Source organism: Leptolyngbya sp. NIES-2104 (assembly GCF_001485215.1).
In the GTDB taxonomy this organism is placed as follows: Bacteria; Cyanobacteriota; Cyanobacteriia; order Leptolyngbyales; family Leptolyngbyaceae; genus Leptolyngbya.
This window is the reverse complement of the sequence record NZ_BBWW01000001.1, coordinates 2,829,034-2,847,912: the sequence shown is the minus strand read 5'-3', so window position 1 is coordinate 2,847,912 and position 18,879 is coordinate 2,829,034. Positions and strand designations below refer to the sequence as shown.

Annotated in this window: 13 protein-coding genes; 5 read left to right on the top strand and 8 right to left on the bottom strand. The window is 50.2% G+C overall.

Features of this window, described 5'->3' with window-relative positions:
* Nucleotides 1-37: 37 nt before the first annotated feature.
* Nucleotides 38-1,099: a Holliday junction branch migration DNA helicase RuvB gene (gene ruvB, locus NIES2104_RS13260; protein WP_370561220.1), complete on the top strand. Its 1,062-nt coding sequence runs from the start codon at nt 38-40 to the stop codon at nt 1,097-1,099.
* Nucleotides 1,100-1,117: 18 nt separating this feature from the next.
* Nucleotides 1,118-1,930 (top strand): tetratricopeptide repeat protein, encoded by an 813-nt coding sequence (locus tag NIES2104_RS13255; RefSeq protein WP_058998651.1) that lies wholly within the window; start codon nt 1,118-1,120, stop codon nt 1,928-1,930.
* A 353-nt stretch (nt 1,931-2,283) separates the two neighbouring features.
* Here NIES2104_RS13255 and NIES2104_RS13250 read toward each other — a convergent pair whose 3' ends face one another.
* On the bottom strand, nt 2,284-3,132 hold the full coding sequence (locus NIES2104_RS13250; RefSeq protein WP_339375122.1) for a TIGR01548 family HAD-type hydrolase: 849 nt from the start codon (nt 3,130-3,132) through the stop codon (nt 2,284-2,286).
* A gap of 27 nt (nt 3,133-3,159) precedes the next feature.
* Here NIES2104_RS13250 and NIES2104_RS13245 point away from each other — a divergent pair, with 27 nt between their 5' ends.
* Both NIES2104_RS13245 and glgB read left to right on the top strand, forming a co-directional pair.
* Nucleotides 3,160-3,459, top strand: coding sequence for a 30S ribosomal protein PSRP-3 (locus NIES2104_RS13245; protein WP_058998649.1), 300 nt, complete (start codon nt 3,160-3,162; stop codon nt 3,457-3,459).
* 231 nt (nt 3,460-3,690) lie between these two features.
* The gene (glgB, locus tag NIES2104_RS13240; protein WP_058998648.1) at nt 3,691-5,979 is read left to right on the top strand and encodes a 1,4-alpha-glucan branching enzyme; all 2,289 of its coding nucleotides are present in this window, start codon (nt 3,691-3,693) and stop codon (nt 5,977-5,979) included.
* A gap of 6 nt (nt 5,980-5,985) precedes the next feature.
* Here the strand turns inward: glgB and NIES2104_RS13235 are convergent, their stop codons facing one another.
* The 7 genes from NIES2104_RS13235 to NIES2104_RS13200 all read right to left on the bottom strand — a co-directional run bounded on the left by NIES2104_RS13235 (nt 5,986) and on the right by NIES2104_RS13200 (nt 17,077).
* Nucleotides 5,986-6,570 (bottom strand): Tfp pilus assembly protein FimT/FimU, encoded by a 585-nt coding sequence (locus NIES2104_RS13235; protein ID WP_082689986.1) that lies wholly within the window; start codon nt 6,568-6,570, stop codon nt 5,986-5,988.
* A gap of 76 nt (nt 6,571-6,646) precedes the next feature.
* On the bottom strand, nt 6,647-7,252 hold the full coding sequence (locus NIES2104_RS13230; protein WP_058998646.1) for a Tfp pilus assembly protein FimT/FimU: 606 nt from the start codon (nt 7,250-7,252) through the stop codon (nt 6,647-6,649).
* Between the two features lie 24 nt (nt 7,253-7,276).
* Nucleotides 7,277-8,392, bottom strand: a complete 1,116-nt coding sequence (locus tag NIES2104_RS13225) for a prepilin-type N-terminal cleavage/methylation domain-containing protein (protein WP_058998645.1) — start codon at nt 8,390-8,392, stop codon at nt 7,277-7,279.
* 27 nt (nt 8,393-8,419) lie between these two features.
* Nucleotides 8,420-9,181 carry a type II secretion system protein gene (locus NIES2104_RS13220; RefSeq protein ID WP_156426950.1) on the bottom strand — a complete coding sequence of 254 codons (762 nt, stop codon included), beginning with the start codon at nt 9,179-9,181 and terminating at the stop codon, nt 8,420-8,422.
* Nucleotides 9,182-9,209: 28 nt separating this feature from the next.
* Nucleotides 9,210-14,900, bottom strand: coding sequence for a hormogonium polysaccharide biosynthesis protein HpsA (gene hpsA / locus NIES2104_RS13215; protein WP_156426949.1), 5,691 nt, complete (start codon nt 14,898-14,900; stop codon nt 9,210-9,212).
* 604 nt (nt 14,901-15,504) lie between these two features.
* Nucleotides 15,505-15,741 carry a 50S ribosomal protein L28 gene (gene rpmB, locus NIES2104_RS13205; protein ID WP_058998641.1) on the bottom strand — a complete coding sequence of 79 codons (237 nt, stop codon included), beginning with the start codon at nt 15,739-15,741 and terminating at the stop codon, nt 15,505-15,507.
* 82 nt (nt 15,742-15,823) lie between these two features.
* Nucleotides 15,824-17,077, bottom strand: a complete 1,254-nt coding sequence (locus NIES2104_RS13200; RefSeq protein WP_058998640.1) for an aspartate aminotransferase family protein — start codon at nt 17,075-17,077, stop codon at nt 15,824-15,826.
* Nucleotides 17,078-17,211: 134 nt separating this feature from the next.
* Here NIES2104_RS13200 and NIES2104_RS13195 point away from each other — a divergent pair, with 134 nt between their 5' ends.
* Nucleotides 17,212-18,810 carry a sodium:proton antiporter gene (locus NIES2104_RS13195; RefSeq protein ID WP_263970953.1) on the top strand — a complete coding sequence of 533 codons (1,599 nt, stop codon included), beginning with the start codon at nt 17,212-17,214 and terminating at the stop codon, nt 18,808-18,810.
* The last annotated feature ends 69 nt before the right edge of the window (nt 18,811-18,879 follow it).

Sequence of the window (18,879 nt, the reverse complement as noted above, 5' to 3'; positions counted from 1 at the left end):
AGATAAAGCTCACGCATCCTCTGGCGAGTTGTCGTTAATGGTGCAAGCTGTCTCCAGTGGCGAATCCGCGCCATGTAAAAAGTCCGCAATTCTCCAATCCGAACCAGAGCCTGAAGAACGCAGCAAGTTAGAAGAAAAAATCCGTCCGCAATCGCTGATGGAATATGTAGGACAGAAAGATCTCAAAGATGTCCTCGATATTGCCATCCGCGCCGCTAAATCCCGTAAAGAACCGATCGATCACTTATTGCTTTACGGACCGCCCGGACTCGGCAAAACTACGATGTCGCTAATTCTGGCGGAAGAAATGGGCGTAAAGTGCAAAATTGCCAGCGCTCCCGCCCTAGAACGTCCGCGTGACATCATGGGCTTACTCATCAGCCTGCAACCCGGAGACATTCTCTTCATCGATGAGATTCACCGTCTCGCGAAAGTGGCTGAAGAATTGCTTTATCCAGCGATGGAAGATTTTCGCGTGGACATCCCACTTGGAAAAGGCAAGAGCGCAAAAATTCAATCGATGAAGCTACCGCCGTTTACTTTAGTCGGCGCAACCACGCGAGTCGGAGCGTTAACTTCTCCATTACGCGATCGCTTCGGACTCATCCAACGCCTCCGCTTCTACGAAATCGACGAACTCACCAATATCGTCATCCGCACCGCTTCCTTGCTCAAAATGAGAATTACCACAGACGGAGCCGAAGAAGTGGCTCGCCGCTCCCGTGGAACGCCTCGGATTGCGAATCGCTTACTCAAACGAGTTCGTGATTACGCCGAAGTCAAAACATTCCGAGATATCGATCGCACGATCGCCGCTGAAGCCCTCCAACTTTTCAACGTCGATCCGTGTGGACTCGACTGGACGGATCGCCGCCTCTTGAGCTTCATGATCGAACGGCACAACGGTGGACCCGTCGGGCTTGAAACCCTTGCCGCCTCCACCGGAGAAGATGCCCAAACGATCGAGGAAGTCTACGAACCTTATCTGATGCAAATCGGGTATCTTAGCCGTACTCCCCGTGGTCGCATCGCCACGGCAGCCGCTTGGAAACATCTAGGCTACACGCCACCCGATAGCCAAATGGCACTTCTGTCCTGAATTTTCTTGAGAGGTTTCATGGTTCGCACGCTGTTCAAATTTCTGCTCGTGATTGCGATCGCGTTCAATATCGCATCTAGTCCGGTGTTGGCTGACTCCGAAATGCCGTCAGTGACATCCGTATTTGAGAAATTAGCAGGTCTGCGTCAACAAGCCTTTGAATCCACCAACAAAGGCGACTTCGCCAGCGCAGAATCCTACTGGACAGAACTGATCGAACTGATGCCCGACAATCCCGCCCTCTGGAGCAATCGCGGCAACGCCAGAGTCAGCCAAAACAAACTCGACAGTGCGATCGAGGATTTCAATAAAGCGATCGAACTCGATCCCAAAGCCCCCGATCCTTACCTTAATCGGGGAACCGCACTCGAAGGACTGGGCAAATGGGAAAATGCGATCGCGGACTACAACAAAGTTCTCGAACTCGATCCAACCGATCCCGCCGCCTACAACAATCGCGGGAACGCCGAAGCCGGACTCGGACAGTGGGAACTTGCCGCCAAAGACTTCCTCAAAGCCGCCGATTCCGCTCCAGACTACGCCTTCGCTCGTGCCAACTACGCCTTAGCTCAATACCAACTCGGACAAACTGAGGAAGCGATTCGCACGATGAGAAACCTCGTTCGCAAGTATCCTAGATTCGCGGACATGAGAGCCGCTCTAACCGCTGCGCTCTGGGTACAAGGCAAACAAGGTGAAGCTGAGAGCCAGTGGGTGTCTGCGGTCGGACTCGACAAACGCTATAAAGACATCGATTGGGTCAAAAACGTCCGCCGTTGGTCTCCCGCGATGACCGCTGCATTAGAGAAATTCCTCAGTCTGAAATCTTAGCTTCGGAAGAACAATACGATCGCATCGCGACCCGCAAGATCAAACCTTGTGGGTTCTTTTTTGGCGATTTGTACCTCCTCGAATCACCGATTCTAAAACCGCTCAAACAGCAATTTGCAATCGATGAATAAGCAAATTAGATAAAAATCGCGCCCGTCGTAACGACAGCTTTAACAGAGCTAATCAATCGAAACTTGTCGTAAGGAACGGAACGCTTGTCGTAACGAATGAAACGCCTGTCGTGACGAATGAAACGCCTGTCGTGACGAACGGAACGATTTTCATTACGAACAGGCAGACGGATCTAACGACAAGCAGCACGTTAGTTAAATCAAATGCGATATCCATTGCAATCAATTCTTTGCAACTAACTGCTTCACCGCTTCCGGCGTTAATTCTTGCACGTTATCGAACACGATCGCCGCTCCTGCCTGCAACAGTGTCTCTCGATAGTCGGATTTCCGCGCCTCCGTTCCCTGCACATGGGGCGGTAAAACTCCGACTCCAATCCACGATCGCTCTGGCTGAATTTCTCTCGCTTGCACGATCGTATACATATCCGCCACCGTGTCCCCGACGTAAATCACTGCGTCTTCTGCCTCTCCCAACCGTTCCAACGTCAAAAACAACCCCGTCGGGTCAGGCTTTCCCGGCGCATCCTCCATCGCAATCAACACCGGAGCCTCTAATCCCAACCGTTTTTCCAACACATACCGAGCCGATCCCTGAGTCGCCCCACTAAAGAACCCCCATCGAATTCCTGCTGCGGTCAATCCATCTAAATAAGCCTTCTCCAACAGCAACGGCTCTTCGCAAATGTAGCCATTCCAATGAATCGGATCAGTCCCTCGATACCGTGACTGAAAAAACTGCACGATCGTCGAATACGCCAAATCTAAGCGATCGCGATCCTCCCCCTGCGCCTCGAAATACCGACAAATCAACTCCTGCGACGCTTCCCAATCGTTATTCCAAATTCCTTCACCCTTCAGCGCATCAATCTCCTGCGACGAAGGACGATATCGATCCGCCGTAAAATGTTCGACCGTATCCGCCAGCGCCCGACGATACGATCCCCCCACATCTCGCACCACTCCATCAATATCAAACACCACAGCCGCCACCATACTTTCCCTCGCTTTTAAGCAATTTCCATCATCTACCGAAACTGTGCGGTAGAATAGCTGATCGTAATATTTCAAGCTTGGGACTGCGCTGGAGGTTAGGATTTGACGAAGTTTATTCTAAAAGTACTGTGGCTCGATGAAAATGTTGCGTTGGCAGTGGATCAAGTTGTGGGTAAGGGAACTAGCCCGCTGACTTCTTATTTCTTCTGGCCCCGCAACGATGCCTGGGAACAACTCAAGACCGAATTAGAGAAAAAGCATTGGATTACAGAAGTCGATCGAGTGGAATTGCTCAACAAAGCCACCGAAGTGATCAACTACTGGCAAGAAGAAGGCAAGAATCGCCCAATGGCAGAAGCACAATCAAAGTTTCCCGAAGTGACGTTCACGGGTAGCGCCTGATTTCATCCGATTTTGATTGAATCCGACTCCCGACCTGCGATCGTGCAAGTTGGGAGTTCTTTTATGCGAAACTGCATTAACTTCCCCAATCCTGTTTATGATGCACAAGAACGCAGTAGACAAATAAATTGAGACTTTGGCAAGGATTTGCTACGGTTTATTACAGAACTTTTACATTTAACGTTCCGATTCTAAATTCGTTAACACAACCGATTTAAGGTAGGTAGCTTCATGTCGATGACGATCGCCCCAGACCAGATTGAACGGATTATAGGCAACCAGCATCATGATCCCTTTGAAGTGCTAGGTCCGCATCCGATCGAGCAAGACGGCAAAACCGTCTGGGTCGTCAGAGCCTACCAACCCCAAGCCGAAGCCGTATCCGTCATCCTGCCCGAATCGCGTTCCGAATACCCAATGAGATCGCTGCATCATCCCCACTTTTTTGAATGCACGATCGAGGTTGCCGAACTCGCGAACTACCAACTTCGCATCAAACACGGCGAACACGATCGCGTCATCTACGACCCTTACGCCTTCCGTTCTCCGTTCCTAACCGAGTTCGACCTTCACCTCTTCACCGAAGGCAACCACCACCGCATCTACGAAAAACTCGGCGCACACGTCACCACTCAAAACGGCATTTCCGGTGTCTATTTCGCGCTCTGGGCACCCAACGCCCGTAACGTCTCAGTCCTCGGTGACTTCAATCTCTGGGACGGACGACAGCACCAAATGCGGCGCGGCTCCACCGGAGTCTGGGAACTCTTCATCCCCGAACTCGGCTACGGCACCCACTACAAATATGAAATCAAGAACCAAGCCGGACACATCTACGAAAAATCCGACCCCTACGGCTTCCAGCAAGAAGTTCGCCCAAAAACAGCCTCGATCGTCACCGACTTAACTGATTACACCTGGAACGACCAAGACTGGCTCGAACAGCGTCGCCACACCGAACCGCTCACCCAACCGATCTCGGTCTACGAAGTTCACGTCGGCTCTTGGCTTCATGCCTCTTCCGCCGAACCCGCCAAACTCGCCAGCGGAGAAACCTTCCCCCCCGTCCTCGTCTCCGAACTCAAACCGGGCGCACGTTTCCTGACCTACCGAGAACTCGCCGAAAAACTCATCCCCTACGTCAAAGAACTCGGCTTCACTCACATTGAACTTTTACCGATCGCTGAACATCCCTTCGACGGTTCCTGGGGCTACCAAGTTGTCGGGCACTACGCCTGCACATCTCGCTACGGCACTCCCCAAGACTTCATGTACTTCGTCGATCAATGCCACCTCAACGGCATCGGAGTCATCGTAGACTGGGTTCCCGGTCACTTCCCTAAAGACGGTCACGGTCTCGCCTTTTTCGATGGCACTCACCTCTACGAACACGCCGACCCGCGCAAAGGCGAACACAAAGAATGGGGCACACTTGTCTTCAACTACGGGCGCAACGAAGTTCGCAACTATCTCGTTGCCAACGCTCTATTCTGGTTCGACAAATACCACATCGACGGAATTCGCGTTGATGCCGTCGCTTCCATGCTCTACCTCGATTACTGCCGTAAAGACGGAGAATGGGTTACAAACCAATACGGCGGACGAGAAAACATCGAAGCGGCTGATTTTCTCCGGCAAATGAACCATCTTGTGTTTAGCTATTTTCCAGGAAGTTTGTCGATCGCTGAAGAATCCACTTCTTGGCCCATGGTTTCTTGGCCCACCTACGTTGGCGGCTTAGGCTTCAACCTCAAATGGAACATGGGTTGGATGCACGACATGCTGGACTATTTCCACATGGACCCGTGGTTCCGCCAATTCCACCAGAACAATCTCACCTTTAGCATCTGGTATCACCACAGCGAAAACTTCATGCTGGCACTGTCCCATGATGAAGTCGTCCACGGCAAGAGCAACATGATCGGCAAAATGCCAGGAGACGAATGGCAAAAGTTCGCCAATTTGCGCTGCTTATACGGCTATATGTTCGCTCACCCCGGCAAAAAGACCCTGTTCATGAGCATGGAATTTGGACAGTGGAACGAATGGAATGTTTGGGGCGATCTCGACTGGCATCTTCTTCAATTCGAGCCTCACGAGAAACTGAAGCACTTCCTCACCGCATTGAATTCACTCTATCAGTCTGAACCTTCACTTTTCGCCCAAGACTTTGCAGAAGAAGGATTTGAATGGATTGACTGTAGCGACAATCGCCATAGTGTCGTTTCATTCATTCGTCGTGATAAAGGCTCAGACAACTTCATTGTCGCAGTCTGTAATTTTACTCCCCAGCCCCACAGCCATTACCGCGTCGGGGTTCCAGAACCTGGCTTCTACACTGAATTGCTCAACAGCGATGCCCGTGAATTTGGAGGCAGCAACATGGGCAATCTTGGCGGCAAATGGACGGACGAATGGGCATACCACAACCACTCTTACTCGATCGATCTCTGTCTTCCTCCGCTCTCCGCTCTCATATTCAAGCTCGATCGCCAAAAAACGCAGACCATGAAGCGGTAAAAACCATCATTCACAGGGATTATCGCGTCGATTCGGCTTGTTCTCGCCTTCTCGAATTGTGCCGAGGAGGTTAGATACGATCGCGCAGCGTTTAATCGAACTTCCCGACATCACAGCAAAGGTCACTTTCCCCAATTGTGCATTCGTCTCCCCTTGATGATTAAACTGAATCCGGTAAATCTCATCTTTCTTCGCCATTGTGGTATCTGGTCTGTCCAGCAGTTTCACGCCATTCTGTAGATTCTGCCAATTCTGCTTGGACGGATCTGCCCCAACCGGGTAGACTGCCCACTGCGCCTGCTGCTCTTGTTGACGAAAACCGACTTCGTAAGTAACATGCTGGCGCTTGGCACGAGTTTTCGCGTCATTCAAAGCAGTCACGGCTTGATTTCTTGCTGCATTTAACCGCTGAGCGTCTATCAGGGCTTGCCAGCTTGGAGCCGCGATCGCAGCCAAAATCCCAATTAGTACGACTGCGGTGATCGCCTCCAGAAGCGTGAATCCTTTGGACTGCCCTTGATTTAAACTGAGCAACATTGCTTGAATAACTCTCGATCGTCTCATCCGAATCTTGTCCCTATCGTCGTTCATCACAATAGCAAATCAAGCAATGTCACTAAATTCTCTCAATTCTGAGCCTTGTCAAGACCCTTCATTTCAAATACGATTAGACTCGATTTGGTGGACAGCCATCGCTCTCACTTGCGGTTTTGTCTGCACCTTCTCTCATCGCTCCCAGAATGGTTGCAACTGCAACACACCGCCTCGGATTTGTGCTAGAGGTTGCACCAATCGTAATCGTGTAAGGCAACCGACTGGGTAGAGCTGTAAGAACCACACTCCCATAAGCATCGAAAACCAGGAGTGGCGGTCTAGCCGCATCAGATCCTTGATCAACAGAGAGGCGAATCGTACCCCGTTGAATGTTTCCATCTCCCAGACTTTGCCAATTGGTGATTCTGGAAATGTCAATCGGAGTCGTCGGAGAAGGACTGTCCGGTGCAGGAACGATCGCATACCGGGGTCGATTACTATTATTATCAAAAACAATCGCACGACTGGATTTCGTGCGTTTTGCTTCGGATTGAGCCGATCGAATCGCTTGAGAGACTTGACTTCGAGCCGATCCCACTCGTTGCTGATTGAGAAATGCCACCCAACTTGGAGCCGCGATCGCGAATAGCACCCCAATGAGTATGACAACCACTAATACTTCAATGAGGGTAAAACCGCTCGTTACAGGACGGAGATTGAAAGAACTTTGCCTTTTCATAAATTTTAGATGGAGTATGAGGCACTACTGCGTTTTGTTGGTGACACCACGAGTCAGGACGCGAGTTTCCAGAGAGATCGGCGCGATAGGACGATTCAGTGAGCCAATATTTGGAATGCCTGGTCTGCCTGCTGCATCTCCCTGAATCCGAATGATAACCTCCTGATTCAGATCGCCCTGTTCATTTCCTCCTCTAACATAGACATAGAACCCTCGCGGCGGATCGTTTGCAACTGCGCTTCCGTTTGCTGGAGTTAACACCATCTCCGAAATTTCTGGAGCGCGTCCCCGACTCGATGCCTCGTATAGTCCAAACCAATCTACAAAATCGGTCAACGGATCACCCGAACCAGTGGGTCTAGCTGTTTGTAAACTATCTAGCGTTCCACCAAGAAGCGATGACTTATTGACGGGCCAAGACAAAAAGCTTGTTTCTTTTGAACCGGTACTTGTCAAGACTCTTGCTCTCGGACTAACCCATCCCTGAGTGGCAGTTGGAGAGGAGGTCGGGCTAGACGGAAGGCTACCGGATGTAAATTGCGGTAACTCATATCGCATGATTCTGGCGCGACCTTGTGAAATGGTTCTACTCGGATCATTGTTCAACGAGTAGACAACCAGCGTGTATATTTGCCCAGACAAACAAGGCACCCCCTCAATCACCGTAGGCAAATTGCCAGATCGTGAATAGGCAGCAGCTTGGTCTTTACACAGCTTGCGAAATTCGGTTGGCGGAGCACTTTGTCCCGGCAGTGGATCAAGTCGCCAGAATGCCAAAACTGGAATGTTGTTACTCGACTCGGTAATCGCAGCAGGTAGATAGCTTCTTAGACCTGGACAGCGAGCAGCATCCGCCCCTGAAGGTCGATCGAGAAGGCAAGTCGCATCATAGACAAATACAGCCTCACGAACATCACGGGCTATGTAGTCGATCGCAGACTGCAAATCCCGCTGAGTATCACTGCGAGCAGCTTCGCGCAAATTCGTCTGAATGAGTTGCACAACCATAAACAGCAACCCAGCAGAAATTAAGCCAGCGACAACCATTGCAACGAGAAGTTCTAAAAGAGTAAAGCCTCTTTCTGTGCGAGTAGCAAGGAAGCGAAACTTTCGATATCGCTTCAGGAGTGTTTTGACCATGTTCTTACCATGAGAGAGTGAAAAGTACTAGCAGCTTCCAGTTGTTGGGTTGTTTGCTGGACAGAGTTTGCGGTAGATTTCTAGGTTCTGACCTTCATTGCTGCGAACGATCGTGGAATACAAAACTGCTAATGGACGGTTAAGCTGATTGCCCAGCCCGTTTGTTCCTCGCAGAGAAGCAGGTTGCGTACTGCCTCTTCCCGCAGTCAGTTCAGCTCGTGCGACAGTGGAATACACCCGAACCCCCATAACAAAGCCTGAGAGAGTCTGTCCGCTGGCTCCTGTAAATGCGTTTCCTCTTTCATCAAGTCCTTGACTACGAAACGTTTGCAGGAGATAGTCAGCGGTGCAGTCCCCGTTCGTATCGATTTGGACAAAGGTTGCAGCATTTGCTGGCGGTAATGTAGCAACTGTCCCGCTACAACTTCTTGTGGATATCACACCTGTTCCAGCATTATTGGGAGCCGCAACCGTGGCACTGTCTCTAACATTGCCACTTACTACAGGAGGCAGAAACGTTGTTGTTCTGTCTTTACCGCGATCGATAATCGTGCGAACGCGATCGATCTCGCCCTGGGCAAGTTTCAGAGCTTGCTCTGCTCGCTGCGTTTGAACCCGTGATGCTACTGCCCAGAAGATCGGTGGAGTAATACTGACCATCGTGATTGCAATAATGACGATCGCTAGTAACCCTTCAATCAACGTTAAGCCCTGATTTGTGCTTTTCGCGATCGCAGTTTTCTGAAGCAGGGCGAGCAGCGGTTTCCGTTCTTGGGTAGAGGAAGTCATCTTCTCCTCAGTGAAATCTAGTAACATCCTAACTTCCTCTTCTCGGACAATTGGTATTGAGATTAAGTTCGGTTCTTGCTTTTACAGCCTCACAGAGATTCGCGATGTAAGGGTCGTTTGCGGGAGGTTCAACGTAGTATTCGCTTCGATTTTTGCCTGCTGTTACAAAACGAGCAGCGGCAGGGCTTGCTGGACTAAATTGCAGAGCCACATCGTACCCCCAGCGTCGTGTAGGCGCTCTGTAGTACATGATGTTTTCGTTGGTAGCGGTCGCTGGCGATGGATCTGAACTACGCAACGGCTCTAGATTTTCAAGTTCAAAGGGAGAAGTCGCATAGTTGGTGTAGCTCAGTTGAATCAACGAACCTCCAAAGTGTAGAGTGGTTGGCGGGCTTATCCTGCTGTCACTCGCATTTTTCTCCCAGTTCTCAATGAATCGGGGGAAGTTGTGCAAGCCTCCGTATCCTTGATTAGGTCGAGATGGACTGATACCGCTCACGAAGATCGTGTTGACTCGTGTTTCGAGAGCACCAACATTGGCTAGGTATCGATCGTTGTCGTTAAAGGACGCACCAGATCCACCGTTATTGTTTCCGTAGCCAAAATATGCCTGCGTGGGGAATAGAACATTGTATGGAATCGGCGGAATCGGTGGGCGAAGTCCATTAATTCGTACATCGCTAACAGGTGCGGTGATTTGGCTAGGACGAACAACAAGAGGCTGTCCAGAGCGCGAGATTTTTACTGGAGCAGTCAGATCAACCCAATGTCCAGTTGTGTTGTCGTCTGTCATACCCGAACCATTTGCACGACGGTTTGCGACTGCATCATACCGGGAGTTTTCTCGCACCCAATCCCATCTAAATACAGTGCTACCCGTTGTAGTTTCCAGTTGGTTAGCTGGACGGTTCTGATTGTGAAAAGACGTGTAGCTCGACCTGACACAACCTGGATCAAACAGTCCCTCATCGGGCATGTGATAGTAGCTTCGATTTGAAGCAGCACCTGTAATCGATGAAACGTTTACCATTCCCGCGTCAGGAACAGGGTATGTACCTGTGCCAAATGCCTGTACAAGGGCATTGCCCGTATTGTTGTATTGTAGGAAGGTATCAATGATCGAGCCGTCACAGAAGCCGTTTGACAAGATGGTGATACTATCTGCCAAGATTTCTGAGGGTCGCCAGCGATCGCGACCTGACTTTGCAAAATCGTTACTTGGAGTCCGACGAGTGTAGAAGTTGGTGTAATTTGCATCTAATACATCAGTGAACTCCTCTAAAATCGTGCCCATCGTGTTGTCATTACCATCCTGATGCAGGTTGAAGTTCCCGTGAATGTAGACGGGCTGGTCGGTAAAGAACGATAGACCTTTGTTATTGTCAGCTGCATTGATGAAGCCGCCTGTTCCTTCAAAGGCGCGGTTTCGCATCACTTGAACACCATTGCGGAGGCGGAAGCCGTAAATTCGCCGATCAGGATCGGGAAATGGGTCGATCGATTTAGTCGAGATGCCATTTTCACCAGGACTGAGCGTCGTTCTGGTTGAGTTAATCGGTCTGACTCTCGGATCAGTTGGACTTGCAGGATTTTGCAGGTTCATGTCACAGGTTGTTGCTGTGGCTGCACAAGTCGGTCTAGAGATCCCATCTTCTCGAACCGCATCTTCTCGGAAGGCATAGACGATCCCACTAATTGGAAGCCAAACATCATTTCTTGCTGGAGTCCAAACACTCGTAGTTTCATCTCTCCAGCCCAATCTAGTGCCACGAAGCATACCCAGATCAATGTCTAAAGTACGGGTTAGCATTAGCTGTCGTCCATCGAAGAACGCTCGATCGAGGAATGGCACTGCAATTGGTGTTAGATCTTCTTTCAGAATCAGATTCGTTGAGAAGTTTGCTTTGTCGTCTGTGTGAGTGCCTGATGCACTAGCAGAAGTTCTAAAGGTGTTGCTTGCCGTAGTAGTGTTGTACTGTCTAGGCGAATTGAGATACGGAAGCCTCCACTTGTTCGGAGATGAGTTGTCGAGGGAGCGAGGAGTTAGGGCGATCGCACGAACCGACAAGTCTGGAACTGGAAACACTCGGATAGATTCGTTGAGATTGCCTGGATTAGCCTCAGGTTTACGGCTCAATTCATTATAGGTTGCATTCGCCGAAGGAATAGTAAAGGGTACGCTCGGATAGCCTGCCCGACCTGCTGCTCGTGTGTTGTCGATCGGCTCAAACTGAGCATTAATCAATCCGACATAGTTATCTTTTGTCGAATCACCCGCAACATAAGGTGCGGTGTATGGCTCATCCTGCGGTTGGGAATGGTCATAGGGACTAGCAGGGATGTTGTCACCATTGTAGTCATGGGGTACTTCTGGAAACAGATAGTAGAGTGCAGGGAACTTAGGCAACACAAGAGCCTGTTCAGGAGGCTTAGGAGGGTCAGGAGGAACAGAAGGGTCAGGTGCAAGTGTGCCACAGAGCCTGGATAGCGCGAGTCGGTACTGGGATAGAGAGCGACCGACAGTGTCAGTAGGGTTCGTGCTAAGAACAGGTCTGGGGAAGACCGTGGAGTAATCGGTAGGGTTAGCGGCAGTTAAGCCACCGGAACTCAGCACGGTTGAGGGAGTAGAGATGAGACCAAGAGCGTTTCGCGTATCACTTTCAAGATCCCCATCTCTATTTGCATCTCTATTGTTGAAGATGAACTGATCAGGGTCACATGCCGTTGCCATTTCAACTGGCTTGAGTACTCCTGACGGTGAGACAGCATACTTACCGAATCTCCGCGAGGGTTTGAAACCAAAAGTACGATCGCGGCGAATCTGATGATTGAGCATGATAATCTCAGCCATCCGCATTTCTTCAATGAATTCCGGATGATCCGGTCTCAGTCGCGAATTGTCCGATGCCCTGCCCGTAGCGAGTAAGTACTGTCTAAGGGCAGCGATAAATGCTTCAGGAGAAACCTTTTCATAATCTGCTGGGTTGTAGGAGCCTTTGTTGGCATCATAATTCCCAGTCTGGTTATAGGCATAAGTTGCAAGCTGCTCACGAGGCAGTACTTCTGGATCACCGCTTGTGGAACCATCGTTTCTACCATTCATTAGCTGCCAGAGATCGCGTCCCAGCTTTGCCATGAGTCTTCTTTCTCTGTTCCCCCCCAAAGCTCGATCGTTCGGAACTTCGGTTCCCGAAATTGCACTTGGATCAAACTTCTGAATCTCATTGATGTTGTAAGCCAACATCCCAAGCGTACAAGCTGCGGTTTGAATGTAGGTTTTGTCTGAAATGCTGAGTTGGTTAAAATCGTTACCACGATCGCTCAAGTTCTTGAGTGCTCGTTTCAGATTGGAATAATTCCCCCACATTGAAAGCGCTGGATGAGGGTGAATTATAGTGTCGTTGGGTGTTGGTGGGAAGGCTCCGCTTTTCAGACCATTACCGGGAATTTCTTGATGGTCTCCTGCAAAGTTCGCCAAGTTTTGTAGCGCTTTGCGGAGAGAAGATGTCGTGGATTGTACCTGTGTAACGAAGTTGTCATAAGTTCCGGCTGGCGGCTCAAACTCCCAACCGTTTGTTCCAACTCCTGTGAAGAAGTTCGTTAAAAGAGAAGCTGAGGTCAGTGCCCCACTCGCATCCATGCCTGAGAAAACAGACGGGCGGAAAGTAATTGCTTGCCGAAGCGTCCAGAGTGTCCCTGGATGCGAAGTTGTTGCAAGACAAGCGATGGGATAGTCTCTCTGAGCATCGGCAGAAGCATGATAGATTGCTGTGCTCTGAACCGCAGATAAGTTATCTCTCAAGGTTCGACGTTGGAGATCGCTGTGAAAAGTACGATCGGTTGCAGAAGCGGTAGGGTAAGGTTTGACGGTTGGGGGGTAGAGCGGATCGCCCTCATACTCATATGCGTTTTGATCAAGTTGTGCCGCAGCAGTGCCGCTGTAGCCAACGTAATTATCACTACTGCTGCTTTTAGTTGGAGTGTACCAAGTGAATAGATTGCCTAGTTCTAGGCGCTGTCCGACGAGAATTCTCAGACCCCGCACTCGTGCACGGCGTTCCCAGTATCCGTCTAAGCCGACACCAGAAGCCTCTGTATCTTCAGAGGGAACATCATTGTTAATAAGATTGAGCTTATCTGCGGGAATGGCTTTACCAGACTGACCCTCTGGCACCGCTTCACTCGAATCTCTACCGTATTTGGGCTTCGGACCCCAAAGATCGTCTGCTCGGTATAAGTCATCGACATAGGGAGTTGGTGCAGACTGAGCGAAGATTCGCTGTGGAAAACCTTGTTTTCCAAATTCAGGAAGGTTTTTGTTAGCAGTACTTAGATTACCGTTTGTACCCTCATTACGATTGTTACGATCGGTCTTGCTAGTAGGTATGGGAACGTTGGTATAACCATTCTCAAGCAGAACAGTCTCTGGATCGAGAGTGATGTGGAATGGATTTGGAGCTTTGCTTGAAGCTGTAGAGTTGTTAAGCGTTGCTACACTGCTTCCTGTACCCGGAGTACTACTGTGAAGGTGAACGCTGGCACTCCCTGTTGTATTTCCATTTTTCACATTCCCTGCTGCCACAAGTCCAAGGAGGTCGTTTTTCGCGGTGCCTCCCTGTACATCAGTAACCGTAATTTCAGAGTTAGAAGGTGGATTGTACAGACAAGAATTTGGGGAACTAATCAGGTAAGCTGTGACGGTGCTGTCGCCAACAATTAAGCTTCCTTCGGTGTGCATCGCTCCGTTCCATCTGAAGTTAACACCCGGATAGATTTCCAAGTCGTGGCGGAACCAAGCACCCCATTTGTTGCCTCGATCGAGTTGACGATCTTGAGTGAACTCCAAAGTTGCTTTCGTTCCTCCTGAATTACCTGGAACCACGAGGGCATCTACCTGGAAGTTCTTTCGCAAAATCGCGGTTGAAGTTTTGTCCTCAAACCAGCCATCAGGACCTGCGTTGCCACCTCCTGGATTCGTGACGCAGCCTAATGCACCGTCTACGCTGAGCGGTGCTTGTCTGACCCATTTTCCGTTTGCTTTGGCTGTATCGTCGAGTTCAAGTAGTGTTGTTGCCAGTGACTTCGCGGGGTTTGTGGGATCTGAGGGCGAATTCAGAATAATTGAGTAAACGATCGTGGAATCTTTGTCGTCGATAGTACCGTTACCGTCGGTGTCGGAGCGGAAATACCAAGCATTATCTTCTTTGCCATCTTTGTTAATGTCGATCCGCTTTTCGTCTGGGAAGGTGTAAGCATCAACTTGGTTACCCGCTGCATCCTTGTAGGGAAGAACCGAAAAGGTCTCGCCATCTTTGCGGGTCGTGCCATTGTTGAGCAGCATGGCTTCTAAGGTGGATTGCGAGGGGATACCGCCTGGCAATCGGGTGTCTTTTGTGGCATCGAACAAGAATTCGAGTTTGGAGCGGGCGCGATCGATGGCGGGGGTCGCAGCGTTGTAGATGACTCGCTGTTGCGCTTCCCCGATGACCTGGACGTTGCGGTTGTAGGCGCGGAAGGTGAGAGCGCCAACAGTCAGCGCTACGACCAAAATCAGCAGAACTGTGGTCGGCAAGATGAAACCTGCGGTCGAAAGTTTGCCGCGACGTTGATAGAAGAGAACGTAGCGAAGAACTCTGGTAATAAAGGATTTTGTAATCTTGCGGTAGAGTCTTCCCAAGTTGTGGAAGAAGCCCTGGAGGGAGAGTTTGCGATTTGACATAGCTGCTGAGTTGGCAGAAACAAAAGTGACGATCGTGCGAAACTCGATCGGAAGGGGAATTCACGATCGCAAGATGAGCATTCGCAAGGGCAACTAATGCTAAATCGACGAAACCTATTACTAGATATCGTCCGATCAGTGCCCGTGAAATGGTCAAGATAGAAATTTTGAAGTTCATCAAAACTCTATCTTTGTTGAGTTGCTCCTTCTACTGTCTTCATAATCGAAAGCAGGGGCATCCGAGAAGTCACGCGCTTCTCGTTAGCGGTCTTCGGAGTGGGACTCCGGTAGGCTACGGAGGACGTGATCAAATCTCAGAGGTTTCCGGGAGTTGTGAGTTCGAGGATCGCCGTGCTGATGACGGTGAATCGAATTCGTCAAAGTGAGAAAACGTGTAATGCGGATATAGTACCCATCTGAGCGGGGAATGGTATCAAAGATGGAAATTTTAGCCTGAAGACAACAAAACTGGGGTCAAGCTATGGCTTACCCCAGTTTAAAGAGTTTAGACAGCACCGCAGGAACACCTAAGCGATCGGAGAATCAATCCTTGCGGTGTAAAAATCAAGTATTGCGAATCTGCCTACTGAGTTGTGAGTCGAATCTACAGGCGGCTGAGATCGATGCCTGCTTCTTTAGCAAAAGCTTCGAGGCTCTTGTGTTCTAAGGTTTTGATTGCTTTGGTCGAAAGACGAAGTTTTACAAAGCGTTTGCCGCTTTCCCACCAGATGCGCTTGACCTGGAGGTTGACTTCTTGAAGCTTTTTGGTGCGGCGGTGCGAGTGGGACACTGCCATCGCGTTGTTGGCTTTTTTGCCAGTGAGTTGACATCGACGTGCCATGAGTTGATCTCCGATGTGTTTAGATTAGGATTTGTTACAGTCCTCTATTATAGGCAATCGAGGACTTTTGGCAAAATTTTGGTTAGCTCAAGAGGGTGAGGGCACGATCGACAGCGGTGAGAGCGCGATCGATTTCTTCAGCGGTGACAATTAAGGGGGGGACAAAGCGAACGACTTTGGGACCTGCGGGCACGAGAAGAACGCCTTCTTGAATTGCGACTTTTACGATGTCAGGGGCGGTGAAAGTGTTGTCAGCGCTGAGTTCCAGACCGTCGATCAGTCCCCAACCGCGCACTTCAGCGATGAGAGAAGGGAATTTGTGGGCGATTTGAGTGAGACCGGAGCGGAGTTGTTCACCACGGGCTTGGACGTGAGCGAGGAGATTTTCGCGATCGATTGTGTGACAGACCGCGAGAGCGACCGCACAGGCGAATGGATTACCGCCAAAAGTGCTGGCGTGATCTCCGGGTCCGAACACGTTGCAGTGAGATTTGCAGAGCATTGCACCGATCGGAACACCGCCGCCTAATCCTTTTGCAGAGGTGAAAATGTCGGGTTCGATGCCGAGATTTTCGTAACCCCAGAGTTTGCCGCTGCGTCCCATGCCGACTTGCACTTCGTCCATGATCAGGAGAATGCCTTTTTCGTCGCAGAATTGGCGGACGGTTTGGAAGTAAGCGAGATCGCCAGGACGGACACCGCCTTCGCCCTGTAAGCCTTCGAGCATGATGGCGGCGACTTGGGGTTCGGATTGGTCGAGGTCAGCGATCGCACTTTTCAGCGCTTCAGCGTCGTTGTAGGGGACGTAGTGGAAGCCGGGAACGAGCGGATTGAAGTTTTGCTGGTATTTCGGTTGTCCGGTGGCGGTAATTGTGGCGAGGGTACGACCGTGGAAGCTGGCGTTTGCGGTGATGATGACTGGATTTGTGATGTTGCGGACGGTGTGAGCGTATTTGCGGGCGAGTTTGATCGCGGCTTCGTTGGCTTCGGCTCCAGAGTTACAGAAAAAAGCGCGATCGGCACAGGAATGCTCGACGAGCCACTTCGCGAGTTCGCCCTGGGGTTCGTTGTAGTAGAGGTTAGAGACGTGGACGAGGGTTTGGGCTTGCTCGGTGACAGCGGCAATCATTGCAGGGTGGGCGTGTCCGAGCGTGCAAGTGGCAATTCCGGCGACGAAATCCAGATAGTCTCGCCCTTGGTCATCCCACACGGTCGAGCCTGAGCCGCGAACGAGCGTCAGCGGGAAGCGGGCATACGTGGTCATCACGTATTCGTCAAATTCTGCGGTGGAAAATGGGACGGGAGTGGGAGATTTTACAAGGGTTTCTGGACTCACTGCTTTTAATCCTCAATTGAGCGGGGAAAAGAACATCTTAATGGAAGTTTTTCGGGAGCGGGGATGCGATCGATGCAATTCCGCTTAGATCCAGTATGGTCTTTAGAGGCGATTCGGGGTGAGACAGTCACAAAATGATGACACAGCAAGTTTTGGCGATCGCGACAGGCGATCAGGGTCAGTTCGCGCAGTTGGTGACGGTGCTGATCATTTTGCTGCTGGTGGCAACGATCGTGGCGTTGTTGTCGAGACGGTTGCGGGTTCCGTATGTGACGGGGTTGGTTTTGGCGGGGGTGGCGATCGCGGAATTTTTGCCCCAGAAAGTTGGGCTGGATTCGGCTTTGATTATTAATTTGTTTTTGCCGATTTTGTTGTTTGAGGCGGCGATTAATACGGATATTCGACGGTTGCGGAGTACGTTGAGACCGATTTTGCTGCTGGCGGGTCCGGGAGTGTTGATTGCGGTGGGCGTGACGGCGATCGGGTTAAAATTTGGGCTGGCGTTGCCGTGGGTTCCGGCGTTGTTGGCGGGCGTGATTCTGGCGATTACGGATACGGTGTCGGTGATTGCGGTATTTAAGGAAGTGGCGGTTCCATCGCGATTAATCACGATCGTTGAAGGTGAAAGTCTTTTCAATGATGGGATCGCGCTGGTTCTATTTAGTTTGATTCTGAAGTTTAATGCGACTGGAAATATTACGCTTGTCGATGGTGTGCGCGAGTTGGTCGTAGTGATTGCAGGCGGAGTCGTTGTTGGGTTGGTCTTAGGTTATTTAGGAGTCGGATTGTATTTGCAATCGGAAGATGATCCGCTCAGTAGTATTTTGTTGACGGTTGCGATCGCGCTGAGTGCGTTTCAGCTTTGTCAATTTCTACAGGTTTCGGGTGTGGTGGCGGTGGTGATTGCGGGATTGATGGTTGGGAATTTGGAGCGATCGCAGAGTGTTTCGGCATCGAGTCGCATTACGGTTCTAAGTTTCTGGGAATATGCAGGATTTGGAGTCAATACATTTATTTTTCTGCTGATTGGGTTGGAACTTCGGCTGGATACTTTGGGGCGGACTTTGCCAGCGGTGTTGTTGGCGGTGATGGCGTATCAGATGGGGCGATTGTTGGCGGTCTATCCGTTGTTGGCGTTGGTGAAAGTGTTCGATCGACCGATTCCGTTAAAGTGGCAGCATGTCTTGTTTCTTGGCAATATTAAAGGCTCGTTATCAATGGCTTTGGTGTTGAGTTTGCCATCGAATATTCCGGGAAGAGAATCATTGATTGCGATCGTATTTGGAGCAGTTCTTTTATCGTTGGTAGGGCAAGCCGTTGGACTTCCGTTAGTCGTTCAGAAATTAAAGTTATCTCACACTTCAGAAACACAGCAGTGGATCGAAGGATTGCAATCGCAGTTAATGACCGCGAAAGCAGCACAGGACGAGCTTGATACATTGCTGAAAAGTGGAGTGTTGCCGAAATCGGTGTATGAAGAACTGCGATCGAGCTATCAAATCAAAGTTGCAGCGGCAGAACGATCGTTGAGAGATTTTTATAATCGTCGATCGGAAAAAGCGATCGAGATTGCGATTCGAGATTCGCGGTTTGATGCAGTGCGAAGGCGATTATTGTTAGCTGAGAAAAATGCGCTGAATGATGCGTTGAGAAAGCGGATTTTGTCTGAGGAAATTGTGCGATCGAGATTAAAGGCGATCGATGAACAGTTGCTGAAGGTTGAGGATGATTAGGGGACATTTTGAAGCCTTTGCGCTTCTTGCCATCCCGCCCCGGAATGGAATTCGGGGCTGACAGTGCGA